The 23,142-nt window shown below is 51.5% G+C and carries 23 protein-coding genes, 1 tRNA gene and 1 pseudogene; 16 read left to right on the top strand and 9 right to left on the bottom strand.

Annotation, left to right across the window (positions count from 1 at the left end):
- The first annotated feature begins 11 nt into the window (after nucleotides 1–11).
- A complete protein-coding gene (locus J1781_RS05560) occupies nucleotides 12–557 on the top strand; it encodes a 1,2-dihydroxy-3-keto-5-methylthiopentene dioxygenase (protein WP_129955053.1) in 546 nt (181 codons plus the stop codon).
- Nucleotides 558–1,042: 485 nt separating this feature from the next.
- Here the strand turns inward: J1781_RS05560 and J1781_RS05555 are convergent, their stop codons facing one another.
- The 4 genes from J1781_RS05555 to mtnA form a co-directional block, all read right to left on the bottom strand.
- Entirely contained in the window at nucleotides 1,043–1,705 is a 663-nt protein-coding gene (locus tag J1781_RS05555) for a DUF799 domain-containing protein (protein ID WP_129955054.1), read from the bottom strand.
- Entirely contained in the window at nucleotides 1,702–2,079 is a 378-nt protein-coding gene (locus J1781_RS05550) for a DUF4810 domain-containing protein (RefSeq protein WP_129992262.1), read from the bottom strand. The genes J1781_RS05555 and J1781_RS05550 overlap by 4 nt, the downstream gene beginning before the upstream one ends.
- An 18-nt stretch (nucleotides 2,080–2,097) precedes the next feature.
- Nucleotides 2,098–2,769, bottom strand: coding sequence for a CsgG/HfaB family protein (locus J1781_RS05545; protein ID WP_015696171.1), 672 nt, complete (start codon nucleotides 2,767–2,769; stop codon nucleotides 2,098–2,100).
- 307 nt (nucleotides 2,770–3,076) lie between these two features.
- Nucleotides 3,077–4,105, bottom strand: coding sequence for an S-methyl-5-thioribose-1-phosphate isomerase (mtnA, locus tag J1781_RS05540; protein WP_217233305.1), 1,029 nt, complete (start codon nucleotides 4,103–4,105; stop codon nucleotides 3,077–3,079).
- A gap of 116 nt (nucleotides 4,106–4,221) precedes the next feature.
- Between mtnA and mtnK the strand changes: the two genes are divergently transcribed.
- The 3 genes from mtnK (at nucleotide 4,222) to J1781_RS05525 (ending at nucleotide 7,681) form a co-directional block, all read left to right on the top strand.
- The gene (gene mtnK, locus J1781_RS05535; protein ID WP_217218686.1) at nucleotides 4,222–5,421 is read left to right on the top strand and encodes an S-methyl-5-thioribose kinase; all 1,200 of its coding nucleotides are present in this window, start codon (nucleotides 4,222–4,224) and stop codon (nucleotides 5,419–5,421) included.
- Nucleotides 5,422–5,516: 95 nt separating this feature from the next.
- Entirely contained in the window at nucleotides 5,517–5,987 is a 471-nt protein-coding gene (locus J1781_RS05530; RefSeq protein ID WP_015696175.1) for a YehS family protein, read from the top strand.
- Nucleotides 5,988–6,283: 296 nt separating this feature from the next.
- Nucleotides 6,284–7,681 carry a carbohydrate porin gene (locus J1781_RS05525; protein WP_217233304.1) on the top strand — a complete coding sequence of 466 codons (1,398 nt, stop codon included), beginning with the start codon at nucleotides 6,284–6,286 and terminating at the stop codon, nucleotides 7,679–7,681.
- A 264-nt stretch (nucleotides 7,682–7,945) separates the two neighbouring features.
- Here the strand turns inward: J1781_RS05525 and fadE are convergent, their stop codons facing one another.
- Nucleotides 7,946–10,414: an acyl-CoA dehydrogenase FadE gene (gene fadE / locus J1781_RS05520; protein WP_217233303.1), complete on the bottom strand. Its 2,469-nt coding sequence runs from the start codon at nucleotides 10,412–10,414 to the stop codon at nucleotides 7,946–7,948.
- A 269-nt stretch (nucleotides 10,415–10,683) separates the two neighbouring features.
- Between fadE and lpcA the strand changes: the two genes are divergently transcribed.
- Nucleotides 10,684–11,262 (top strand): D-sedoheptulose 7-phosphate isomerase, encoded by a 579-nt coding sequence (gene lpcA / locus J1781_RS05515; protein ID WP_129955060.1) that lies wholly within the window; start codon nucleotides 10,684–10,686, stop codon nucleotides 11,260–11,262.
- Nucleotides 11,263–11,403: 141 nt separating this feature from the next.
- Nucleotides 11,404–12,171 carry a class II glutamine amidotransferase gene (locus J1781_RS05510; protein ID WP_015696178.1) on the top strand — a complete coding sequence of 256 codons (768 nt, stop codon included), beginning with the start codon at nucleotides 11,404–11,406 and terminating at the stop codon, nucleotides 12,169–12,171.
- Here the strand turns inward: J1781_RS05510 and dpaA are convergent.
- Nucleotides 12,142–12,867 (bottom strand): peptidoglycan meso-diaminopimelic acid protein amidase, encoded by a 726-nt coding sequence (gene dpaA / locus J1781_RS05505; protein ID WP_129955061.1) that lies wholly within the window; start codon nucleotides 12,865–12,867, stop codon nucleotides 12,142–12,144. The genes J1781_RS05510 and dpaA overlap by 30 nt on opposite strands.
- Nucleotides 12,868–13,148: 281 nt before the next feature.
- Between dpaA and dinB the strand changes: the two genes are divergently transcribed.
- Nucleotides 13,149–14,237 (top strand): DNA polymerase IV, encoded by a 1,089-nt coding sequence (dinB, locus tag J1781_RS05500; RefSeq protein WP_217137895.1) that lies wholly within the window; start codon nucleotides 13,149–13,151, stop codon nucleotides 14,235–14,237.
- Between the two features lie 57 nt (nucleotides 14,238–14,294).
- On the opposite strand, the gene pepD is transcribed toward dinB, so the two are convergent.
- Nucleotides 14,295–15,755 carry a beta-Ala-His dipeptidase gene (pepD, locus tag J1781_RS05495; RefSeq protein ID WP_129992267.1) on the bottom strand — a complete coding sequence of 487 codons (1,461 nt, stop codon included), beginning with the start codon at nucleotides 15,753–15,755 and terminating at the stop codon, nucleotides 14,295–14,297.
- 293 nt (nucleotides 15,756–16,048) lie between these two features.
- On the opposite strand from pepD, the gene gpt reads away from it, so the two are divergent.
- From gpt to J1781_RS05465, 6 genes are all read left to right on the top strand, one after another.
- Nucleotides 16,049–16,507, top strand: a complete 459-nt coding sequence (gpt, locus tag J1781_RS05490; protein ID WP_013574288.1) for a xanthine phosphoribosyltransferase — start codon at nucleotides 16,049–16,051, stop codon at nucleotides 16,505–16,507.
- A gap of 175 nt (nucleotides 16,508–16,682) precedes the next feature.
- Nucleotides 16,683–17,933 (top strand): esterase FrsA, encoded by a 1,251-nt coding sequence (gene frsA, locus J1781_RS05485; RefSeq protein WP_129992268.1) that lies wholly within the window; start codon nucleotides 16,683–16,685, stop codon nucleotides 17,931–17,933.
- 63 nt (nucleotides 17,934–17,996) lie between these two features.
- Nucleotides 17,997–18,398, top strand: a complete 402-nt coding sequence (crl, locus tag J1781_RS05480) for a sigma factor-binding protein Crl (RefSeq protein WP_015696183.1) — start codon at nucleotides 17,997–17,999, stop codon at nucleotides 18,396–18,398.
- 122 nt (nucleotides 18,399–18,520) lie between these two features.
- On the top strand, nucleotides 18,521–19,624 hold the full coding sequence (gene proB / locus J1781_RS05475; protein WP_129992269.1) for a glutamate 5-kinase: 1,104 nt from the start codon (nucleotides 18,521–18,523) through the stop codon (nucleotides 19,622–19,624).
- A gap of 10 nt (nucleotides 19,625–19,634) precedes the next feature.
- Nucleotides 19,635–20,888 carry a glutamate-5-semialdehyde dehydrogenase gene (proA, locus tag J1781_RS05470; protein ID WP_217233302.1) on the top strand — a complete coding sequence of 418 codons (1,254 nt, stop codon included), beginning with the start codon at nucleotides 19,635–19,637 and terminating at the stop codon, nucleotides 20,886–20,888.
- Between the two features lie 158 nt (nucleotides 20,889–21,046).
- Nucleotides 21,047–21,122: transfer RNA gene (locus J1781_RS05465), tRNA-Thr, on the top strand.
- Nucleotides 21,123–21,154: 32 nt separating this feature from the next.
- On the opposite strand, the pseudogene J1781_RS05460 reads toward J1781_RS05465, so the two are convergent.
- A pseudogene (locus tag J1781_RS05460) lies at nucleotides 21,155–21,414 on the bottom strand (helix-turn-helix domain-containing protein).
- 111 nt (nucleotides 21,415–21,525) lie between these two features.
- On the opposite strand from J1781_RS05460, the gene J1781_RS05455 reads away from it, so the two are divergent.
- The 3 genes from J1781_RS05455 to J1781_RS05445 are packed head-to-tail and all read left to right on the top strand — an operon-like array spanning nucleotide 21,526 to nucleotide 22,369.
- Nucleotides 21,526–21,786: a helix-turn-helix domain-containing protein gene (locus J1781_RS05455; RefSeq protein ID WP_129955070.1), complete on the top strand. Its 261-nt coding sequence runs from the start codon at nucleotides 21,526–21,528 to the stop codon at nucleotides 21,784–21,786.
- A 27-nt stretch (nucleotides 21,787–21,813) separates the two neighbouring features.
- Complete coding sequence (locus J1781_RS05450) at nucleotides 21,814–22,077, top strand: colicin immunity domain-containing protein (RefSeq protein ID WP_217219529.1); 264 nt, start codon at nucleotides 21,814–21,816, stop codon at nucleotides 22,075–22,077.
- Nucleotides 22,078–22,114: 37 nt separating this feature from the next.
- On the top strand, nucleotides 22,115–22,369 hold the full coding sequence (locus J1781_RS05445; RefSeq protein ID WP_217219528.1) for a bacteriocin immunity protein: 255 nt from the start codon (nucleotides 22,115–22,117) through the stop codon (nucleotides 22,367–22,369).
- A 12-nt stretch (nucleotides 22,370–22,381) separates the two neighbouring features.
- On the opposite strand, the gene J1781_RS26125 is transcribed toward J1781_RS05445, so the two are convergent.
- The gene (locus J1781_RS26125; protein ID WP_238483206.1) at nucleotides 22,382–22,849 is read right to left on the bottom strand and encodes a hypothetical protein; all 468 of its coding nucleotides are present in this window, start codon (nucleotides 22,847–22,849) and stop codon (nucleotides 22,382–22,384) included.
- Nucleotides 22,850–23,142: the final 293 nt, after the last annotated feature.

Genomic DNA, 23,142 nt, shown 5'->3' with positions numbered 1-23,142 from the left:
GAGGGTTGACCATGAGTGCATTAACGATTTTTAGTGACCAGGATCCTTCCGCACCGTTGTGGGAAAGCCGAGACGGAGACGCGATCGCCGCCGAACTGAGCAAAATTGATGTACGTTTCGAACGCTGGCAGGCTGACCGCGATTTAGGCGCAAACCCGCAGCCGCAGGACGTGATTGCCGCTTATCAGCATGAAATCGACAAACTGGTCGAAGAGAAGGGGTATCAGAGCTGGGACGTGATCAGCATGCGTCCGGACAACGAGCAACGCGAGGTGCTGCGCACTAAATTCCTTTCCGAACATACGCACGGTGAAGACGAAGTGCGTTTCTTCGTCGAAGGCGCAGGGCTGTTTTGTCTGCACCTGAACGGCAAGATTTTCCAGATCCTGTGCGAGAAAAACGATCTGATTTCCGTACCGGCCAACACCCGCCACTGGTTTGATATGGGCGGCTCTCCGTCGTTCACGGCAATCCGCGTTTTCGATAATCCCGAAGGGTGGGTGGCGCATTTTACCGGCGATAAGATTGCCGATGCGTACCCGAGAATGGGTGAATAAGATTTGCGTACTGCAGAAACAAAAAAACCACCAGAAGGTGGTTTTTTTGTGCTGGTCAGGTTAGCGGCCTTTCCAGCGGGCTTCGTTACTGATGTAACGCAAGCGCAACCCAGCCACAACATAGTCTGCTTTCTGAACAATTTTGTCAAGTTGGTCGACAACAAGTGTATGATTATGGCGGCCCTTTACGCCGTCTTAGCAAACGGGCACCGGTTTCAGAAAAGGATGTCCAACGACCGTCAACGCAGGCGCAACCCAGCGCTTGTTTTCACGGAGATATCACCGGTGGTGTTGACGTGAAGCGGTCTTTGCAAGGACCGCACAATGAAACGGTACATCTGTATCTTTATCGTTGTCACCGGAGCGGCAATGTTTCAGGGCAAAGGAAGTTGGAGTATCTCCAATAATTCTCTCTCTGTGACAATTGACGCATCGGGCAAGTAAGCCAGAAAGCCGTCTCGTAAGGGGCGGCTTTCTTTAGGCCTTTATCGCATTGCCTGCTTAGCGTAATTCGGTGAGCGCGGGCCATACAGCAGGCCGTCGGTCTGAGATGCACTCAGCAGACGGTCGCTGGTGAGCCCGGCGATATCATGACCTTTGTCGGAAATCGTGCTGGAGATTTGCTTCACGGCAGCCTGAACCAACATGCCGATGATCCCACCGTTATTGTTGTTGTCATTTTCGCTGTCAGAAGCGGTGGCGTTACCGGTCCACAACACTTTGCCATTGCGTAAATCCACCAGTTTAGCATTAGCGGTCACACGGGTTTCGCTGGAAACCACCATGTAAGTGCTGCCGTAGCGGGTTATATCAATGTAAAGCGCGGCATCCGCACCGAAAATTTCACGCAGTTTGGCGGCGCTGACGGCACGAATATCTTCCGCACCGGTTATGCCGTTCTGCTTGAAAGTTTCCTCAACGACGGCCACCGGGAAGACATAGAAGCCGTCTTCAGCCAGCGGTGCGGTGACGGTAGAAAGCATGCTGTGACTGGCATTCACATCCGGAGAATGGTTCACCGGCGGGAGCACCAGAATCGATCTCGGTTTGCTCTCTTTAAACGCGGTGTAATCGTAGGACGCTTTTTTCGCACAACCCGTCAGCAGTAACGTCAGCACTACGCCGGTCAGCAGGAATAAACGTTTCATTTAACACTCCCTTTATTTTTCAGCAGGAAATCCATATAGGTTGCTGACTCCGGAAATAAACTTTTCTCAGTATTGAATTCCTGAAATGCCAGGTCGGTGTGGCCCGTATTGGCATAAAGCAATCCCAGTTGCGCGTGCAGGCCAGGTGGTACGGCTTTATTGGTGGCGCGGGATTTTTCAATCGATTCTTTTAATGACGCGATTTGTTCTTCAGGACCCACTTTGTCACCCTGATAATACTGGTATACCGTAGACTGGTATTTGTCCCAATTATAAAGTGACTTATCCGCCTGCTTTGCACAGCCCGCTAATAATAACGTCAAGGTAATAAGGCCACCCTTTATCACGGCGCTTTGGTTTTTACATATTGTCATTTTATAATATCCGTATTATTAATTAGCCGGACGCCATGCGCCGCTTTCGATTCCATTGACCAGATTATTCACCGCTTCGCGGATAGCTAAATCCAGCACTTTACCGTTTAAGGTTGAGTCATAACTGGCGGTGCCGCCGAAACCAATAATTTCGCGGTTAGACAGGGAATATTCGCCCGCACCTTGTGAGGAGTACACCACTTCTGAGGTCTGTACATTAACGACATTCAGGCTGACTTTAGCGTAAGCGATTTGTTGCTTGCCGCGTCCCAGGATGCCCCACAGCTGGTTATCGCCGACTTCTTTGCGGCCAAACTCAGTGACATCGCCGGTGATGACATAGTTCGCGCCTTTCAGAGTTTGTGCCTGGCCTTTGATACCCGCTTCTTCTTTAATTTCCGCCATATTCGTGCGGTCTAATACATTGAAGCGACCTGTTTGTTGCAGGTCAGTGACCAGAATGGTTTTAGACTGATTGCCCAGACGATCGACACCATCGGAGAAAATGCCACTCATATAACTGGAGCGGTTATCGAATTTACCGACAGAAATCGGGCTGCGCGGACCATTATATTGCGTGTTATAAGAAGCCACTTTCTGAACTTCTACCGTGCGTGATGATTCTGTTGCGCACCCTGATAATGTGCCTGCCGCAATAATTGCCGACAAAACGAAAACTGATTTCCTCATGTTACTATTCCTTGTCCATTTAATGTCTTATTAACGGGTAATAGCTGCCCGTTCCAAATTAAAATAATTTGACTTAATGTCATCTCAATATGATGAAATTGATATTTCACTTAAAGGCGCGAATTATCTCAATAGCCAGATTTTCTATTTACGGCATCGAAAACCGGTGCAGAAAAGGGATAAATTTAAATTGGCTAAGAATAATCCTAACAGATATTGGTTTTCGATTTCCTTACATTTGTGAGTTTTTCTTATCAGTAGCTTAAAAAAACAGCGCCCGCAGACGCTGTATTGCAGGCAGGCTGTTTTAACTTAATGCCTGACGGAAGATACCATCCTGTACCTGATCCGGCGTCACCACCCCCACATCCAGCACCCAGCCGCTGATCAATTCTGCCGGTGTGACATCAAATGCCGGGTTATAAACCTGCGCGTTGAACGGTGCCCATTGCACGGCCCCGAAACTGCCGGAAACGCCGGTGACTTCAGTCGCTGCCCGTTGTTCGATCGGGATGGCGGCACCGTTCCGGCACTGCGGATCATGTGTGGTATGCGGCGCGGCAACGTAGAACGGAATGCCGTGATATTTCGCCAGTACCGCCAGGCTGTAAGTGCCAATTTTGTTCGCGACATCGCCATTGGCGGCAATGCGGTCAGCGCCAACCCAGATAGCATCGACGCGTTTTTGTGCCATCAGGCTGGCGGCCATCGAATCACAAATCAGCTGATACGGAATGTTAAGTTCGCCAAGTTCCCAGGCAGTGAGGCGGCCGCCCTGTAACAGCGGACGGGTTTCATCCACCCATACCTGTTCCACATTGCCCTGTTCATGGGCACGGCGGATCACCCCGATGGCTGTGCCGATGCCTGCCGTTGCCAGACCGCCGGTGTTGCAATGGGTGAGCAGACGACTGCCGGGCGTCACCAGCGTCGCGCCGTGTGTGGCAATGCTGTCACATAATGCTTTGTCTTCATCCACCAGACGGAGAGCTTCTTCAGTCAGCGCTTTCACGTAATCCGCCTGCTGCAATGCAGCCTTCATGCGGTCAAGATTGTTCATCAGATTCACTGCCGTCGGCCGCGAGGCACGCAAGGTTTCCAGCGCGTGATGCAATTCATCCTGCGCCATGCCCTGTTCAGCCAGCAATGCCAGCAGCAGGCTGGCGGACAAACCAATCAGCGGCGCACCACGCACGCGCAGGGTCCGGATGTGATCCACCAGTTCACTGACGTCGCGGCATTCGCGCCAGTCTGAACGTTGCGGCAGAGCTTGCTGGTCGAGGATCCACAGCTGGTTTTCACGAATACGTAAACTGGTGGTTGTGAGGCTTTGCATTGTTGGTTAAATCCTTGTTGCCCGGTTGCATCTGTTCACTTATTCTGCCAACATGCTTCACGGATGTATAGACGTCTAAACGCTTTAAAGGCTAAAAAAGAATTCGAGAGGTCAGGATGTCACGTTACTACACCTTTACCGCCCAAGATGCCGTTGAATATGCCCGTCAGTTTGGTGGCGTGGCGGATCCGCAATCTCTGGTCACGGCCGATGAAATCGGTGACGGAAACCTGAACCTGGTGTTTAAGATCCGCGATACGGCGGGAAAAAGCCGGGTGATTGTGAAACAGGCTCTCCCTTATGTGCGGTGTGTGGGGGAATCCTGGCCGCTGACGTTAGATCGTGCGCGCATTGAAGCCGAAACCCTGATAATCCACGGTCAGTATTGCCCGCAGCACACGGTTAACGTGTTGCATCACGACGCTGAACTGGCCGTGATGGTGCAGGAAGATTTGTCGGATCATCATATCTGGCGCAGTGAACTGGTGCTGGGAAAACATTACCCGCAGGCAGCAACCCAGTTGGGCGAATATCTGGCTCAGACGCTGTTCCATACTTCCGATTTCTACCAGAATGCGCAGGCCAAAAAAGCCGAAGTCTCCCGTTTTACTAACCCTGAATTATGTCAGATCACCGAAGATCTGTTCTTCACCGATCCGTATGTTGATCATGAGCGCAATAATTTTGAGCCGGTATTGCAGCCGGCGGTGGAGGCGCTGCGTCAGGATAAACCGCTGCGTCTGGCCGTCGCCGCGCTGAAACACCGTTTCCTGAGCAAGGCGCAGGCGCTGCTGCATGGTGATATCCACAGCGGTTCGATTTTCGTTGCCGAAGGCAAACTGAAAGCCATCGACGCGGAGTTCGGTTATTACGGCCCGATGGGCTTTGATCCCGGTTCGGCTCTCGGCAACCTGTTACTGAACTATTGTGGTCTGCCGGGGCTGGTTGGGGTGCGTGAAGCGGCGGATGGCCGCGAGCAGCGCCTGCAAGATGTGCGCGAACTGTGGCTGAGTTTCTCAGCGCGTTTTCTGCAACTGGCGCGGGATAAATCCCAAGATCCGACGCTGGCGGAGCCGGGTTATGCAGAACTCTTCCTGCAGGAGGTCTGGCACGACGCGGTCGGTTACTGCGGCGCGGAGTTGATTCGTCGTACGGTCGGCCTGGCGCATGTTGCTGATCTCGATACCATTAAAGATGATGCCATGCGCGCTGATTGCCAGCGCCATGCGCTGAGCCTCGGGCAAAAACTGATCCTCACTGCGCAACAAATCGGCGATGTGGAGTCACTTATTGCACGGATCCGTCAGTTCAGCTAATCCTGTAAGTTTCTTGTATAATGCCCGCCTTCGAGGTGCGTAGGGGTAAACCCGGTGGCATTTCCTCGGTTTACTTTTAACAGGAATACAGAATTATGATGCATAACCATGTCTTACGCAGCGTGCGCTACATGTTGGATTTAAGTGAAGGCCAGCTGATCGAGATCCTTAAAACCACCGGTACGCCTGTCAGCCCCGACGTGATGTCGCGTTATCTGAAAAAAGAAGACGAAGAAGGTTACATGGAAGTGCCGGACGAAGTGATGGCAAACTTCCTTAATGGCCTGATCACTTTTAAACGCGGCAAAGACGATCGCTTCCCGGCACCGGAAGTGGAAAAACGCCTGACCAACAACATTATGCTGAAAAAGCTGCGTGTGGCGTTTGAGCTGAAAACCGAAGATATGATTTCTGTCCTGACCGCGGCTGATTTCAAAGTGTCTGAAGGCGAACTGAGCGCGTTCTTCCGTAAAGAAGGCCACAAAAATTACCGTCCGTGTGGCGATCAGGTGATGCGTTATTTCCTGAAAGGGCTGACGGCGAAAGTTCGTCCTAAAAAAGGCTAAGATATAAAATATTCGCCAGCTTAATATATCTGATGGTGTGTATTATAAATAATAATTAGCGGGGTGCTTTTATGAAAAAAGCGCCCCGTTTTACGTTTATTGGTTTTTCAGTGATGTAATTTCGTTATTACAGTTTTACTTCACGTTTCCCCGCTTTTATTTTTGACAGATTATTCCTTCGAAAACTATCTTCTGTTCTCATTATGAAACCTCCGGGCACTATTTTAATAAAAATGAAATAACACCGTTTATTTTAAAATGGCGAATTTAATTTGTATTGAAAGGACATCTTAATTATGAGAAAGATTACAACTTTGGCTTTATTAGTCGGGCTGGCTGTGTCTGCTCCCGCACTGGCAGCGAGTTCATCAGCCAGTCTTGAAGCCCGTATGGCGCAGCTTGAACAACGTCTTCAGCAGGCAGAAGCGCGCGCGGAAACGGCGGAAAAACAGATCCAGCAACTGACGAAGCAGGATGTGAAACGTGAGCAGCAAATAGCCAGCGTGAAAGAAGCCACGCCGGTAGAAGTTAAACAAGATGGAATATCGAAAGACAAATTGTTAACACTTAATGGATTTGATAATTTAAAACTATACGGCGATGTGGAATTTAATGTCGACGGCGCAAGCCGTAGCGGTCAATTAACCTCTGTCAGAACGCAGGATAATAAAAACTGGAAACCGGGAACCCATGAACGCTGGGATGTTAACGGACGGTTATTAATCGGGCTGGATGGTTATCGTCGTAATGATAACGGGCAATTCTCTGGATTTTCTGTACAGCCGACGGCTGACCTGAACGGTTCAATGACGCTTGATGATGCCGCTTTCTTCTTCGGCGAAGAAAAAGACTGGATGGCAAAAATCGGCCGTTTCGAAGCTTATGATATGTTCCCGCTTAATCAGGATACTTTTGTCGAGTACTCCGGTAATACCGCCAATGATCTGTACGCTGACGGCTACGGCTATGTCTATATGATGAAAGAAGGGCGCGGGCGCAGTGACAGCGGCGGCAACATCATGTTGAATAAAAACATCGGCAACTGGTATTTCGAGCTCAATACCTTACTGGAAGATGGTTCCGCGCTGTTTGCCGAGCAAAATTACCATGGCAATGAGCTTGAAAATGATAAAAACGTTGCGTATCTGCGCCCGATTATTGCCTGGAAAGCTGATGCATTCTCGGTGGCAGCCGCAATGGAAACCAATGTGGTGAATAATGCTTACGGTTACACCAACGATAAAGGCGATTTCGTTGACCAGTCCAAACGTAATGGTTACGGCATGACCATGACCTGGGACGGGCAGAAAGCTGACCCTGAAAATGGCGTGGTGGCTAACCTGAGCACTGCCTACATGGATGCATCGGATGAGAAAGATTTTACCGTCGGCGCCAATGCGTTGTGGAAACGCTTCGAACTGGGCTATATCTATGCGCATAACAAAATTGAAGATTTCAACATTAATGGCGTTCGTGCATCCGATTACGACGATGACTGGTTCGATGAGCCGGGCAGCTATGACATTCATACCATTCACGCCAGTTATCTGATCCCGAACGTCATGAACATGGAAAACTTTAACGTGTACCTGGGTGCCTACGTCTCAATGCTGGAAGCAGATAAAGCTGACAGTGCCGATGATGACAGTGATGAGCGTTACGGTGCGCGCGTGCGCTTCAAATACTACTTCTAAATTACCCGTTATATTTCGCGTCACAGGTGCGTTGGCTGCACATGCTCGCCCGAATCACTTACCTGAGTAAGCTCATCGGGACTCGCTTGTCTGCCGCGTTACTCGTCAAAGCCTCGCCCCTTCGGGGCCAGCTTGAGCGCTGTTCAAAGGCTAAAGCCTTTGTCCTGGGACACGAACTCGTTAGGGTAATAGGTATGTATTTTCACAAATAACAAAAAGCCTGAGTGCGTAACACTCAGGCTTTTTTACCGGCTAACGGTTCACTCAGGCAGCTTCGGTGTGGCGGGGTTTCGCCTCATCCTTTTTTGCGTCGTTTTTCTCCGCGGCTGGTTTTTGCGCGGCCAGGGCATCCGGCTCGAACTCATCAACGTTAATCGAACGCAGACGGCTTTCTTCTGCACGGCTGAGAATACGGGCGTCATCAGCACTCAGATGACCGGCATCCAGACCTTTTTGCGCCAGCATATCCAGACGGGTAAATGGCAGTTTTTTACCCATCGCCTCACATAAACGTTTATGTACCGGCTCTGCCGCCAGAATATCCTGCAATGCTTCTTCCAGCAGGCCAACCGGGTTGTGCTCGCTTGGCGTCAGATACTGACCGCGGCCGATGCGGCTACGCGTGGCCGAAGGCACCTGAAGAATACGCGCCAGCTCGTGATCCAGACGATCTGACGGGGCGGAATGCGAACGGCCCAGCGGGAAAATCACCACCCGCATCACACCGGCCACAAAACGGTTCGGGAAGTTACGCAGCAGGTCGTCGATAGCCACTTCAGCCTGGTGCAGACAATCCTGCACGCCCCAGTGCACCAGCGGTAAATCCGCTTCGTTACAGCCTTCTTCGTCATAGCGTTTCAGCGTCGCCGTGGCCAGATACATCTGGCTGAGGATATCACCAAGGCGGGCGGAAATACGTTCGCGACGTTTCAGGCTGCCACCCAGCACCCCCATCGACACGTCAGCCAGCAGGGCCAGATTGGCGCTCAGACGGTTGATGTGCTGGTAATAACGGGCAGTTTTATCATTGACCGGCGTATCGCTGGTACGACCGTCAGTCAGGCCAAGCCAGAAACTGCGCATTTGGTTGCTACCCACATGGCCGATATGTCCGAACAGCGCGCGGTCGAAATCATCCAGATCATTTTTCTCCGCCGCCGCCATTTCACGAAGCACATAAGGATGGCAGCGGATCGCACCCTGACCGAAGATGATCATGCTGCGGGTCAGAATGTTGGCACCTTCCACGGTAATTGCAATCGGCGCGCCCTGATAAGAGCGGGCCACGAAGTTACTGGTGCCGAGCATAATGCCTTTACCGCCGGTGATATCCATCGCATCCATCACGGCGCGCTGGCCGCGGTGTGTACAGTGGTATTTCACGATAGCGGACAGCACCGCCGGTTTTTCACCCAGCATAATACCGTTAGTGATAAGCGTCGCGGCGGCATCCATCACATAAGCATTACCGGCAATGCGTGCCAGTGGTTCTTCAATACCTTCCATTTTACCGATCGGCAGTTTGAACTGACGGCGGATATAAGCATAAGCACCGGTCGCCAGCGCCAGAGATTTCAGGCTGCCGGTCGAGTTAGAGGGCAGCGTGATGCCCCGGCCCACAGAAAGACATTCCACCAGCATCCGCCAGCCCTGACCGGCCATTTTCGGGCCGCCAATGATGTAATCGATCGGGACAAAGATATCGCTGCCACGTGTCGGACCGTTCTGGAAGGGCACATTCAGCGGGAAGTGACGGTGACCAATTTCCACACCGGCGGTGTCGGTTGGGATCAGTGCACAGGTAATGCCTAAATCAGTTTCGCTGCCGAGCAGGTGATCGGGATCTTTCAGTTTAAACGCCAGGCCCAGTACGGTGGCGATAGGTGCCAGCGTGATGTAACGCTTGTTCCAGGTCAGGCGCATGCCGAGCACTTCTTTGCCCTGCCACTGGCCTTTGCACACGATACCGAAATCAGGAATGGCTCCGGCATCAGAACCTGCTTCCGGGCTGGTCAGGGCGAAACACGGGATTTCCAGACCGGCGGCCAGACGTGGCAGATAGTGATCTTTCTGCTCTTCGGTACCGTAATGTTGCAGCAGTTCGCCCGGCCCGAGGGAGTTCGGTACACCGACGGTGATCGCCAGAATGCCCGACACACCGGCCAGCTTTTGCAGCACACGCGCCTGTGCGTAAGCTGAGAATTCCAGGCCACCGTATTCTTTCTTAATGATCATCGCGAAGAAGCGGTGCTCTTTCAGATATGCCCACAGTTCCGGCGGCAAATCAGCCAGTTCGTGGGTGATCTGAAAATCATTAGCCATGCGGCAGGCTTCTTCAACCGGCCCGTCAATAAAACGCTGTTCATCTTCTGTCAGTTGCTGCTCAGGGTAATTCTGTAATTTCTCCCAGTCCGGTTTGCCACCAAACAGGTCGCCTTCCCACCAGGTAGTGCCCGCTTCAATCGCTTCTTTTTCCGTACGGGACATAGCAGGCATCACTTTACGGAAGGTACGCAGCGCGGGGCCGGAGAATAAGGCGCGACGCAGGGCAGGAATATTGAAAGGCAGAAGAATGATCGCCAGCGGCAATAACAACCACAGCGTCCACAGATGAATGGCGCCCATGGCCGCTGTAAACGCCAGCAAAATCAGGCTGCTAAGGGCAAGGTTGACCTTGTGATAGAACAACGCACCAAGGATCACGATAAATGCAACAATGCTAAGAACCATCATAGTAAAGCTCCTGAGTCGTAGGAGGTCTGACCTGTTGTAGGGATACAATGGTTGTAGTTCATGCTCATTTCTTTATCAATGTGTTTACATATTAATTACAACGCAGCTCACAAACCGGTCGCACGAAGCGTCAAAAACAGAAACTATCGGAATCATTACCGCTTCACTGCTTCTCGCTGTTTCGGCTTTCCGTTAAACTGCACAGCGGAACGTTTTATTGCTATCGGCCGTGCTGAAACCGGCTGTAAATGGACATAAAAGAGGCTGCTATGTATCTGGATATTATCCGTACTGAACTGAACGAAGCTGCTGATACGCTGAATAAATTCATCAGCGATCCGTCAAATATTGAGTCTATTCAACGTGCAGCAGTGCTGCTGGCGGATTCATTCAAAGCGGGTGGGAAAGTGATTTCCTGCGGTAACGGGGGTTCACACTGCGATGCCATGCATTTTGCAGAAGAACTGACAGGCCGCTATCGCGAAAACCGTCCGGGTTATCCGGCCATTGCGATTTCCGACGTCAGCCACATCTCATGCGTCGGTAACGATTTCGGTTACGAATATATCTTTTCCCGTTATCTGGAAGCCGTGGGTCAGAAGGGCGATGTGCTTCTGGGTATCTCCACTTCCGGTAATTCCGGTAATGTGATCAAAGCCATCGAAGCCGCGCGCGCCAAAGGCATGAAAGTCATCACCCTGACCGGTAAAGACGGCGGGAAAATGGACGGTTCAGCCGACGTGGAAATCCGCGTTCCGCACTTTGGTTTTGCTGACCGCGTGCAGGAAATTCACATTAAAGTGATCCATATCCTGATTCTCTTAATCGAAAAAGAAATGGCGAAATAATTCGCCGCACGTTGGTAATACGGCGTTGAAATCTGGCTCAGAATGCTCATTTACTCTGTGTAAACTCCGCTTCTTCGCCAGATCCCGCTTTGTTTCACCATAGTGCAGCGCATTATTAAAATAATAAAAAGGGGGCTGGTGATGTGCGAATTGCTCGGGATGAGCGCTAACGTTCCTACTGATATTTGTTTCAGTTTCAGCGGATTAGTGCAGCGCGGTGGCGGAACCGGCCCGCATAAAGACGGCTGGGGCATCACCTTTTATGAAGGCAATGGCTGTCGTACTTTTAAAGATCCGACGCCAAGCTTTAATTCGCCCATTGCCCGCCTTGTTCAGGAATACCCGATCAAATCCTGCGCGGTGATTTCTCATATCCGCCAGGCAAACCGTGGCGAAGTGGCACTGGAAAACACCCATCCGTTTACCCGCGAGCTGTGGGGACGCAACTGGACTTACGCACACAACGGTCAGCTTCGCGGCTATCGCCAGCTGGATACCGGTACCCTGCGCCCGGTGGGGCAGACCGACAGCGAATACGCGTTCTGCTGGTTATTGCACAAACTCACTCAACGTTATCCGCGCCGCCCTGCAAGCTGGCCGCCGGTGTTTCGCTATATTGCGTCGCTGGCTGATGAGTTAAGGCAGAAAGGGGTGTTTAACATGTTGCTGTCGGATGGCAATTTTGTGATGGCGTATTGCTCGACGAATTTACACTGGATCACGCGGCGTGCGCCTTTTGGCAAGGCAACGTTGTTGGATCAGGATGTGGAAATTGATTTTCAGCAGCAGACGACACCGGATGATGTCGTCACTGTGATTGCCACGCAACCGCTGACGGCGAACGAAACCTGGAACAAAATTGCTCCAGGTGAATTCGCATTATTTCATCGGGGCGAACGCCAGCTGTGAAGGCAGCGGGGTGTTGGACAACGGTTGCAGCACTTCATATTTACCGTCAGTGACCACGACATTCGGTGGCTGATGGTGTTTTTCAAAGTACGCATATCCTGGCTGCAACTGGTTCCAGAAACTGTAGTAGCTGGAGTTTTTATGCGCCTTCATGTTGGCATCGGTCATCCTGAACGGATAAATGCTAATCTTTAAACTGCGTTGCCCGAACTGGAATGCCGCCTGTACGTACGTAAAGATTTCGTCCATATAGCCGTCGGTCATGGCATAGCAACCGATAGACTTACAGTTACCGTGAATCATCAGATACTTACCTGAATAACCCTGCGAGATATCGTAAGCATTCGGGAAACCGATGTTGATGGCACGATAAAAGCGGCTGTCAGGCTTCAGGTGGTGAATATCCACGTTGTAGAAACCTTCCGGACTTTTAAAATCGCCTTCGCGACGTTTATTTCCCAAACCGCCGGAAAAATCGCAGATGCCATAACTGCCAATCAGGCGAAATTCGCCGTCGAGCTGGGCATACAATTCGAGTTTACGTTCTTGTTTGAAGATCTGAATATAAACCGGTGCGCCCAGTAATTGTTTTTTAAGTGTCGCGTTGACCGGGACAGCATCGCTGGCCACGGCGTAATTTGCTGTAAATAAAGGCAAACTGAGGAGCATCGCAAGAAACAGCGCGATTCTGATCATTCTAAGTCCTGCTCGGTAATAATTTTGATTATGTTGTCTACAGCTGAACTGCCTGTAAGACCGCCACTGATTTTCTTCTTATGTACTGCCTGTCTGAAACGATGCCATATTAATACTGATTAAATTTTTAGCAATCACCAAATAATGAATAATGACTTTCGAAATAGGAAATTTATTACGATGCCATTTCTGGTGATTCATTAAGCCAAATTAACCCGGATTTTGTGTGTTTGAAATTACGTCATACCACTGTATACTTATACAGTTATCAGGGGAGGGCTATGCGTAAAATCATTCACGTTGATATGGACTGCTTTTTCGCGGCCGTCGAGATGCGCGATGATCCTTCCCTGCGCGACATTCCTATTGCCATTGGCGGCAGCCGTGACCGCCGTGGCGTCATCAGCACCGCCAATTATCCTGCGCGCAAATTCGGCGTGCACAGTGCGATGCCGACCGGTATGGCACTGAAACTTTGCCCGCACCTGAAAGTCATCCCCGGCCGAATGGAGGCTTATAAAGAAGCTTCAAACCACATCCGTGAAATCTTTGCGCGTTATACCCCATTGATCGAACCGCTGTCACTTGACGAAGCTTATCTGGATGTTTCCGACGCAACGCAATGCAACGGCTCTGCGACGCTTATTGCTGCAGAAATCCGTCAGGCCATTTTCGATGAAATCAGGCTGACGGCCTCTGCCGGCATTGCGCCGATAAAATTTCTGGCAAAAATCGCCTCGGACCTGAACAAGCCTAACGGCCAGTTTGTGATCACGCCGGATAAAGTCGATGCGTTTTTACAGGATCTTCCGCTGGGTAAAATCCCCGGCGTCGGCAAAGTCACAGCCCAGCGTTTGCAGGCGCTGGGGCTGAACACCTGCGGCGATGTACAGCGCTATGATCTGGCGACACTGCTCAAACGATTTGGTAAGTTTGGCCGCGTACTGTGGGAGCGCTGTCAGGGTATTGATGAACGTGAAATATCCCCCGAGCGGTTGCGCAAATCGGTCGGCGTGGAACGCACGCTGGCAGAAGATATTCACAGCTGGGAAGAATGCGTGGCACTGATCGAACGTTTATATCCGGAACTGCACATACGCCTGAGCCGTGTCAGTCCGGATCTGCGCATCGCCCGTCAGGGGGTAAAACTCAAATTCCATGATTTTCAGCAGACCACGCAGGAACACGTCTGGCCGGTGCTCAATAAAGAAGATTTACTGAAAGTGGCGCGGGAGGCATGGGAGAAACGGCGTGGCGGACGGGGCGTCAGGCTGGTGGGATTACACGTGACGTTGCAGGATCCGCAGATAGAGCGGCAGCTTCTTTTGGATTTGAGCTCCTCCCCCTGTGATGAACTGAACTCCGAATGAAGGTTTAAAAAGTCCAACATTCGGGGTTCAGTTCACGCAGGGGAGGGAGCCAAAATATCATTTCTTTTCAGGAATTGCTTTCAGCAGGGCGGTCAGCAGTTGCCAGTACAGCCCGACGCTGGCGATTTCAACCTGTTCATCCGGCGAATGCGGGCCGGTGATAGTTGGCCCGATGGAAACCATGTCCATGTCCGGATACGGTTTTTTGAACAGACCGCATTCCAGACCGGCGTGGATCACCATGATGTTCGGGGTTTTGCTGAACAGTGACTGGTAAGTTTCACGCACCAGCGTCATCACCGGCGAGCTTGGCTCAGGTTTCCAGCCAGGGTAGCTGCCTTTTGCCAGACTTTTTGCACCAGCCAGTTCACTCAGTGAGCTCAGCATGCTGACCACATATTCTTTACCGCTGTCGATAAGCGAACGGATCAGGCTGTTGATCGCCACTTCGTCATCTTTCATCGTGACAACACCGACGTTGAGCGATGTTTCGACCACACCTTTCACATCATCACTCATGCGGATCACGCCGTTAGGCGTCGCGTTCAGCAGCGCAAGGAACTTATCCTGACTGTCCTGGCTCAGTGCCCTGGCATTGCTTTCAGCCGTTTCCGCGACAAAAACGATCTTCTTCTCAACGGCTGACAGTTCAAACTGAATCGTCGCCAGGAATTCCTGTGCTGCCGCTTTCAGTGCGTCCGCTTTATCGGCGGCAACCGCCAGAGTCGCAATGGCTTCACGCGGGATGGCGTTACGCAGCGTGCCGCCGGTAAAGTCCAGCAGGCGCAGACCCAGGGTCCCCGCGTTGTCTGCCAGGAAACGTGCCAGCAGTTTGCTGGCGTTGCCCAGACCTAAGTGAATTTCAGCGCCGGAGTGGCCGCCTTTCAGGCCTTTCAGGGTCAGTTTCAGCACGCTGAAACCGGCCGGAACCGCTTCACGGCTCAGCGGCAGTGTGGCGGTAAAATCAATCCCGCCGGCGCACCCCATGTAGATTTCGCCTTCGGTTTCAGAATCGGTGTTGATCAGAATTTCAGACTGTAACCAGTTCGGTTGCAGGCCGAATGCGCCCGCCATGCCGGTTTCTTCGGTCATGGTCAGCAGCACTTCCAGCGGGCCGTGTTCTACGCTGTCATCAGCCAGAACCGCCAGCGCGGATGCCATACCGATACCGTTGTCAGAACCCAGCGTGGTACCGCGGGCTTTTACCCAACCGTCTTCAATAAATGGCTGGATCGGATCTTTAGTGAAATCATGAACAGTATCGTTGTTTTTCTGCGGCACCATATCGAGGTGAGCCTGCAGGGCAACGGCTTTGCGGTTTTCCATGCCCGGGGTGGCCGGTTTGCGCAGCAAAATATTGCCAACTTCATCACGCTCAGCGTGGATACCCTTTTCCTGTGCCCATTCAACGATGTGTTTTGCCAGCGCTTCTTCGTGATAAGAAGGGTGCGGAATAGAACAAATTTTGGCAAAAATATCCCACAACGGTTGTGGCGAAAGCTGAGACAGTTCAGACACTATAAGTCTCCTGTAACAGTCAGCTCATTCAGGCTCCGTTTGCAGGGGAACTGACTGAGATGCTGTAGGTTTAAGGTTAAGTAATCCCCGCCAGACTGTGTGGCGAGTGGCCTGACAGAATATCACTTAATCTTAACCTGTGCGCGGGCACGGGGAGAAATTCCGGGATTTTTGGGGCGCAGGGACCCGATAATCGCTGGTTTTTGTGAGCCGGACTCACTATAATCTCGCGCAACCTTTTTTCCCCCCACTACTTTTTTAGAAGCCGTTAATTCACTGGCTGGGACACCTTTATGAGCGAAAAATACGTTGTAACCTGGGACATGCTGCAAATCCACGCCCGCACCATGGCTAAACGCCTGCTGCCGGCAGAACAATGGAAAGGCATTATTGCCGTCAGCCGCGGTGGCCTGGTTCCGGCAGCGTTGCTGGCTCGCGAGCTGTGCATTCGCCATGTGGATACCGTCTGTATCTCCAGCTACGACCATGATAATCAGCGCGAAATGCAGGTGCTGAAACGCGCAGAAGGCGACGGTGAAGGCTTCATCGTGATCGACGATCTGGTGGATACCGGCGGCACCGCGAAAGCGATCCGCGAAATGTACCCGAAGGCGCATTTCATCACCATCTTCGCAAAACCAGCCGGTGCTCCGCTGGTCGATGACTACGTGATCGACATCCCGCAGAACACCTGGATCGAACAGCCGTGGGATATGGGGGTTGTCTTTGTGCCTCCGTTAGTGGGTAAGTAATTTTCCCTTACTGTTGATAAACGCCTGGCTCATTGCCGGGCGTTTTGCTTTTGTTGACTTGAAATCCTTTCCGCTTGACCTCATACCTCACTTGTCGCAACGTGGGCGGGTTATAATCCCGTCTAAATGATCGCCTGCGGGCGACCTGCTGCTTGCTAACGGAGGATCTTGCATCATGGCTCCAGCCAATCTTACGGAAAAACTGTTTAAACCTTCGTTCAAATACCCGGAAACATCGACGCTGGTTCACCGCGTTCATCACCATAATACGCACCCGCCGATGCACTCTGCACTGGAAGGCGACACGGTCCATTGCTGGTACCGTACGATTAACCGTTTGATGTGGATGTGGCGCGGGGTCGATCCGCTGGAAGTGGAAGAAGTGCTGTCGCGCATTGCTGTCTCCCAGGCGGAACACAGTGATCCGTTGCTGCTTGATACTGTAATTGGTTACCGTAATGGCAACTGGATCTACGAATGGTCAAAACAGGCGATGCACTGGCAGCAAAAAGCCGCCGAAGAAAAAGACCCGGATGTGGCGAGCGACTACTGGCTGAAAGCCGCCAACCTTTACAGTATTGCCAGTTATCCGCATCTGAAAGGCGATACGCTGGCGGAACAGGCGCAGGCGCTGGCCAATAAAGCCTTTGAAAAATCCTCGGAACATTCGCCTTATGAACTGAAAGAGCTGGAATTTAAGATCTCCGGCGGCACGCCGATCACCGGTTTCCTGCACCTGCCGGACGCAGGCAAAGCGCCGTTCCCGACGGTGATGGTGTGTGGCGGTCTCGATACCTTGCAGAGTGACCATCAGCGCCTGTTCCGTTCGTATCTTGCGCCGATGGGCATTGCCATGCTGACCATTGACATGCCGTCGATCGGTTTTTCGTCGAAGTGGAAACTGACCCAGGACACCAGCTTCCTGCATCAGCAGGTGCTGATGCAGCTTTCGGATGTGCCATGGGTTGATGCCAGCCGCGTCAGTTTGCTCGGCTACCGTTTTGGTGCCAACGTTGCCGTGCGGCTGGCGTATCTCGAACCGCGCCGCGTGCGTGCAGTCGCCACTCTGGGGGCGCTGGTGCATACACTGCTGAGCGACCCGAAATGCCAGGAACAAGTGCCGGACATGTATATGGATGTGCTGGCGAGTCGTATTGGCATGTCGAGTGCGTCTGATTCGGCATTGAAAACCGAACTTAATCGTTATTCTCTGAAAACGCAGGGGCTGCTCGGGCGGAGAACGCCGACGCCCATGCTGGCTGCATACTGGGAGAACGATATTTTCAGTCCTAAGAGCGAAGCTAAGCTGATTGCGGATTCTTCCGCTGACGGCAAGCTGTTGCCTATCCGCAGCGAGCCGCTTTACGGACATTTTGACAGCGCTTTACATGAGATTTGCAGCTGGCTGCAAAACCATATGCGTTAACTTAACAGTTGCTAATTCCTAACGGTTTGTTAAAAAGGATCGTCTTTCTATGGAGGTTGTACTATGACGTTACCAAGCGGTCATCCTAAAAGCAGGCTAATGAAACGTTTCGGTACACTGGGACCGTACATCAGAGAAGGGAAATGCGAAAACGACCGCTTTTTCTTTGACTGTTTAGCTGTCTGCGTGAACGTTAAGCCCGCGCCGGAGAAGCGTGAATTCTGGGGCTGGTGGATTGAATTACAGGCCGAAGCCGAACGTTTTACCTATGTTTATCACTTCGGATTGTTTGATAAAGACGGCATCTGGAAAGCGCAAAACATTAAAGATGCTGAAGTGCGGGAAAAACTTGAGACGACATTAAAAGGGTTCCACAAAAACCTGAATGCCATGATCGAAGAGATGTCCCTCAGACTGGAACCTGCTGATGATTTCAGCGAGGAACCGGTGAAGCTCTCCGCCTGACTTTCTGTACTACCCATTCCCACGATGAATACTGCTATTATAGCGTTATGCCGGTTGGCATAACGCTTCTCACTGGTTACAAAGACAAAGAAGCCCTTCTTTTTCACATTAATGGAACGATTATGAGTGGTAGTCAGACACTGGTTGTAAAACTGGGCACCAGCGTGCTCACTGGCGGCTCACGCCGCCTCAACCGTGCTCACATTGTTGAGCTTGTCCGCCAGTGCGCGCAGCAACATGCGGCAGGGCACCGGATTGTGATTGTCACGTCGGGCGCGATTGCCGCCGGGCGCGAACATCTTGGCTACCCCGAACTCCCCGCCACCATTGCTTCCAAACAACTGCTGGCTGCCGTCGGGCAAAGCCGTTTGATCCAGCTGTGGGAGCAATTGTTCTCGATTTATGGCATCCACATTGGTCAGATGCTGCTGACGCGTGCCGATATGGAAGACCGCGAGCGGTTCCTGAACGCCCGCGACACGATGCACGCGCTGCTTGATAACCATATCGTGCCGGTCATTAACGAAAACGATGCGGTGGCCACCGCTGAAATTAAAGTCGGCGATAACGACAATCTCTCCGCGCTGGCCGCTATTCTGGCGGGTGCTGATAAATTGCTGCTTCTGACCGATCAGCGTGGTCTGTTTACTGCCGATCCGCGTACCAACCCGCAGGCAGAGCTTATCCGCGAAGTCATGACCATTGATGATGAACTGCGCGGCGTGGCGGGTGACAGTGTTTCCGGTCTCGGCACCGGCGGCATGGCCACCAAACTGCAGGCGGCGGATGTCGCGTGCCGTGCGGGCGTCGATACCATTATTGCTGCGGGCAGCCTGCCGGGCGTGATTGGCGATGTCATTAACGGTATTTCGGTCGGCACACGTTTTCACGCGATGGAAACCCCGCTGGAAAACCGTAAGCGCTGGATCTTCGGCGCACCGCCAGCCGGTGAAATCACCATCGACGACGGCGCGGTTTCTGCCATGATGGAGCGCGGCAGTTCGCTGCTGCCAAAGGGGATCCGCGAAGTGAAAGGCGATTTCTCGCGTGGCGAAGTGATCCGCATCCGCAACCTGAACGGGCGTGACCTCGCGCACGGCGTCAGCCGCTATAACAGCGATGCGATGCGCATGATTGCGGGTCATCATTCTCAGCAGATCAGCGAAATTCTCGGTTACGAATACGGCCCGGTTGCCGTTCACCGTGACGACATGATTGTCAGTTAAGGAGCTACAGATGCTTAACGAGATGGGAAAGGCCGCAAAAGCCGCGTCCTGGCAGCTCTCCACCCTCAGCACCGCGCAGAAAAACCGTGCGCTGATGCTGATGGCCGACATGCTCGAGGCCAACAGCCAGAGCATTATTCTTGCCAACGAACTCGACATGGCCGCCGCCCGCGAAAGCGGCATGAGCGAAGCGTTATTAGACCGCCTGCTGCTGACGCCCGCGCGTTTATCGGCGATTGCCAGCGACGTGCGCGATGTCTGCCGCATGAGCGATCCGGTCGGGCAGGTGATTGACGGTTCACAGCAGGACAGCGGTTTGCGTCTTGAACGCCGCCGCGTGCCGCTCGGCGTGATCGGCGTGATTTACGAAGCGCGTCCGAACGTCACCATCGACGTCGCCAGCCTGTGCCTGAAAACCGGCAACGCCGTGATCCTGCGTGGCGGTAAAGAAACTCACCACACCAATCAGGCGACGGTTAACGTCATTCAGATGGCGCTGGAAGAATGCGGATTGCCGAAAGCTGCGGTTCAGGCGATTGAAAGCCCGGATCGCGCACTGGTCGCAGAACTGCTGCGCCTGGATAAATACGTCGACATGCTGATCCCGCGCGGTGGTGCGGCGCTGCACAAACTGTGCCGCGAACAATCCACCATTCCGGTGATCACCGGCGGAATCGGCGTGTGTCATACGTTTGTGGATGAAAGCGTCGATTTCGACAAAGCGCTGACCGTGCTGGAAAGCGCCAAAGTGCAGCGTCCGAGCGCCTGTAACAGCCTTGAAACCGTACTGGTGCATCAGGCGATTGCCGCCCGTTTTCTGCCGGAACTGAGCGACAACATGCACCGCGCAGGCGTTACGTTGCACGCCAGCGAATCCGCGATGCCGTATCTGCAAAACGGCCCGGCGAAAGTGCTGGCGGTGACCGAAGAAGATTATTCAGATGAATGGTTGTCACTGGATCTGAACGTGACGGTGGTGGCTGATCTGGATGCCGCCGTGGCGCATATCCGCACCTACGGCACCGAACATTCCGATGCGATCCTCACCCGTTCCATCAGCAGCGCGGACAGGTTCGTGCGCGAAGTGGATTCCTCTGCGGTTTACGTCAACGCCAGCACCCGTTTCACCGACGGCGGCCAGTTCGGTTTAGGCGCAGAAGTGGCGGTCAGCACACAAAAACTGCACGCCCGCGGCCCGATGGGATTAGAAGCCCTGACGACTTACAAATGGATTGGTTACGGCGACGATTTAGTTCGTCCTTAACCCGTGGCACCGGTGGATTTTTCGTCATGAAGCCGGTGCTAAATCCCTATTTCATTCAGGGTGATGAGAAAAGCAGCAAACGCACAGCAGGGGGCTTGACGGCAGCCTCAGATTTCACTAATTTAGCACCCCGTAGTTCCCCGGTAACACTTCAAAATGCCGACTTAGCTCAGTAGGTAGAGCAACTGACTTGTAATCAGTAGGTCACCAGTTCGATTCCGGTAGTCGGCACCATTTCAGCTTTAAACTCCTTGATTACCAAAAATTCATGTAGGATGGCACCTCAGCTTTCTGTCTATTTTTGTTCCTGTATTCCCATCAAAATACCGACTCGGCCAGATCTCTCTAGCTTCAACCCCAATCGTCTTTGCAATAATCATTTCACCTTTCGGCCACGGTCTTGCCAGCGAATTGGAAAGGGTGGATGAACTCAACCCCGCGTCCCTCGAAACAGCTGCCATTGTTGTCCCTTTCTTTCTGATTGCCGGATGATATCTGCAGTGTGCCAATCTTTTGAACCTGTCATATAAGACTCCCTGTTAATGGTGAATACTAAGTTATCCTTAGCATGTGTGGCGCTTAAAAATAACACAATAGAAAACTAAGAATAACTTAGTAAAAGGTTGGCTCCGGCATCATGTTGATCAAGAGACTCAAGGAAGCGCGTTTGCGTGCTGGGCTTTCTCAATACAAGTTAGGCGTTCTGGCGGGTGTTGATGAGGCATCGTCGAGCGCACGGATGAATCAATATGAAAAAGGTAAACATCAGCCGGATCTGGAAACGGTGAAGCGAATTGCGAAAGTATTGGATGTGCCTGTGGCTTATCTCTATGCCGAAGAAGACGACCTTGCTGCGCTGATTATTGTATTTCATGAAAATAGAAAGCAGTCAGTTTAGTGTTTTCAAGCTCAGGGAGCCAAAAAAATGAGTCAGAAACTTTTAACCTTCGCCAGATCATTTATTAATGGCGAGATCTCAGCCGAAGATTTCGCCGACCCCTATCAGATATTATGGAAAACTGAGGGTGAAAATGGTGATTCGCTGAAAGATAACTATCAGGACAGTGAAAAATGTTCGACCATTTTTTGTCTCGCAGATCAATTCAATCCTGACAATGATCGTGAGAAAGATGAATTTGATGCTGATGAACTTAAAGCGCGGGTTCGGGCCGTTTTGGATAACGAATGACCCTCAGGTTTCAACTGAATTCAGATAAGAGAAAAACATGCAGCTCAAAGATAAGTTTGAAGAATACTCGGAAGCCGAATTTATTGCGCTGGTGAAAGATATTTTCGATGTGCATGGCAGCGAGTCATATCAGGACAGTTTACTGGAAAATTTCAGCCGGGTTACCGGGCATCCTTCAGGTACTGATTTAATTTTTTATCCTGAAGGCGATAAAACAGTAACTCCAGAGAGTGTAGTTACCGAAATTAAACAGTGGTGGACTTCTGTCGGGAAAGCATTGTTTAGGAGCTGATTAGTCTCTATGTCATCCGAATTCAGGCAGCAGATCATATTTCTGTCGCCTGTGATTTATCACGAATGTTATTTCTCTGCATTTTGGAGCAATAATTTTGCTGCATAAATCCTGTCTTTCAGCGGGGCAGGATTCAGATGACAGCGTAATGATCCGATTCAGGTCATCCGTATCCAGTGTAGAATCAATATGCCTCAGAATATATTTTTCAAATCCTGAATCGTGACTTATCAACGATTGCAGTTTTACGGTTTCCGGCCATTTATCGACAAGCAACCTCGCGACCGCTTCTGAATTCCCTTCAGCAATACTGCCATCATCACATTGTGCGTAAGCGATGTAGTTTTTATGTATGGCCTCCCATGAATTGAGATTGTCCACTGCAATATCTGCTGCTTCTGCATCATTCTCAGTGCAGGTCCTTGCATTAGCACCAATAGAAAATAGCGTGAGTAATAATATCGTGGCGGTTATTTTCATATAAATTCCATACGAACACCCTGGTATGTCCTGTTGTCATTTCTCTGGGTCGAACCTGCGGCGGAAGGCCCGCTATTTATTTTAACGTCTCCCTAAGTCTACTCCGTGATCCCTTTAAAAAGGTATACCAAATGTAGTAAGATATTTCTCTTAAATAACAAATGAAGCATGTAAAATAAAAAATAAATTTTTTATTAAAGTGTCTTTTGAAATAAAAGTTCAATATTTACTATTCGGGATAGTGACGTCTGATGTAAAAGCGACTAAATCCTACTATGGGAATCAAGTAAATC

Source organism: Rahnella perminowiae, assembly GCF_019049695.1.
Classification (GTDB): Bacteria; Pseudomonadota; Gammaproteobacteria; order Enterobacterales; family Enterobacteriaceae; genus Rahnella; species Rahnella perminowiae.
The sequence above is the reverse complement of the archived record's forward strand: the minus strand, read 5'-3'. Positions and strand labels throughout refer to the sequence as shown.

Excerpts from the sequence above, each read along its gene's own strand:
- mtnK (WP_217218686.1), top strand. The coding sequence starts at position 4,222 with ATGTCACGTTACTACACCTTTACCGCCCAAGATGCCGTTGAATATGCC.
- J1781_RS05445 (WP_217219528.1), top strand. The coding sequence starts at position 22,115 with ATGCAGCTCAAAGATAAGTTTGAAGAATACTCGGAAGCCGAATTTATT.
- J1781_RS05550 (WP_129992262.1), bottom strand. The coding sequence starts at position 2,079 with ATGACAATATGTAAAAACCAAAGCGCCGTGATAAAGGGTGGCCTTATT.
- dinB (WP_217137895.1), top strand. The coding sequence starts at position 13,149 with ATGCGTAAAATCATTCACGTTGATATGGACTGCTTTTTCGCGGCCGTC.
- lpcA (WP_129955060.1), top strand. The coding sequence starts at position 10,684 with ATGTATCTGGATATTATCCGTACTGAACTGAACGAAGCTGCTGATACG.
- fadE (WP_217233303.1), bottom strand. The coding sequence starts at position 10,414 with ATGATGGTTCTTAGCATTGTTGCATTTATCGTGATCCTTGGTGCGTTG.
- dpaA (WP_129955061.1), bottom strand. The coding sequence starts at position 12,867 with ATGATCAGAATCGCGCTGTTTCTTGCGATGCTCCTCAGTTTGCCTTTA.
- gpt (WP_013574288.1), top strand. The coding sequence starts at position 16,049 with ATGAGCGAAAAATACGTTGTAACCTGGGACATGCTGCAAATCCACGCC.
- frsA (WP_129992268.1), top strand. The coding sequence starts at position 16,683 with ATGGCTCCAGCCAATCTTACGGAAAAACTGTTTAAACCTTCGTTCAAA.
- J1781_RS05455 (WP_129955070.1), top strand. The coding sequence starts at position 21,526 with ATGTTGATCAAGAGACTCAAGGAAGCGCGTTTGCGTGCTGGGCTTTCT.
- J1781_RS26125 (WP_238483206.1), bottom strand. The coding sequence starts at position 22,849 with ATGAAAATAACCGCCACGATATTATTACTCACGCTATTTTCTATTGGT.
- J1781_RS05555 (WP_129955054.1), bottom strand. The coding sequence starts at position 1,705 with ATGAAACGTTTATTCCTGCTGACCGGCGTAGTGCTGACGTTACTGCTG.
- J1781_RS05530 (WP_015696175.1), top strand. The coding sequence starts at position 5,517 with ATGATGCATAACCATGTCTTACGCAGCGTGCGCTACATGTTGGATTTA.
- J1781_RS05560 (WP_129955053.1), top strand. The coding sequence starts at position 12 with ATGAGTGCATTAACGATTTTTAGTGACCAGGATCCTTCCGCACCGTTG.
- J1781_RS05450 (WP_217219529.1), top strand. The coding sequence starts at position 21,814 with ATGAGTCAGAAACTTTTAACCTTCGCCAGATCATTTATTAATGGCGAG.
- mtnA (WP_217233305.1), bottom strand. The coding sequence starts at position 4,105 with ATGCAAAGCCTCACAACCACCAGTTTACGTATTCGTGAAAACCAGCTG.
- proA (WP_217233302.1), top strand. The coding sequence starts at position 19,635 with ATGCTTAACGAGATGGGAAAGGCCGCAAAAGCCGCGTCCTGGCAGCTC.
- proB (WP_129992269.1), top strand. The coding sequence starts at position 18,521 with ATGAGTGGTAGTCAGACACTGGTTGTAAAACTGGGCACCAGCGTGCTC.
- J1781_RS05525 (WP_217233304.1), top strand. The coding sequence starts at position 6,284 with ATGAGAAAGATTACAACTTTGGCTTTATTAGTCGGGCTGGCTGTGTCT.
- J1781_RS05545 (WP_015696171.1), bottom strand. The coding sequence starts at position 2,769 with ATGAGGAAATCAGTTTTCGTTTTGTCGGCAATTATTGCGGCAGGCACA.
- J1781_RS05510 (WP_015696178.1), top strand. The coding sequence starts at position 11,404 with ATGTGCGAATTGCTCGGGATGAGCGCTAACGTTCCTACTGATATTTGT.
- crl (WP_015696183.1), top strand. The coding sequence starts at position 17,997 with ATGACGTTACCAAGCGGTCATCCTAAAAGCAGGCTAATGAAACGTTTC.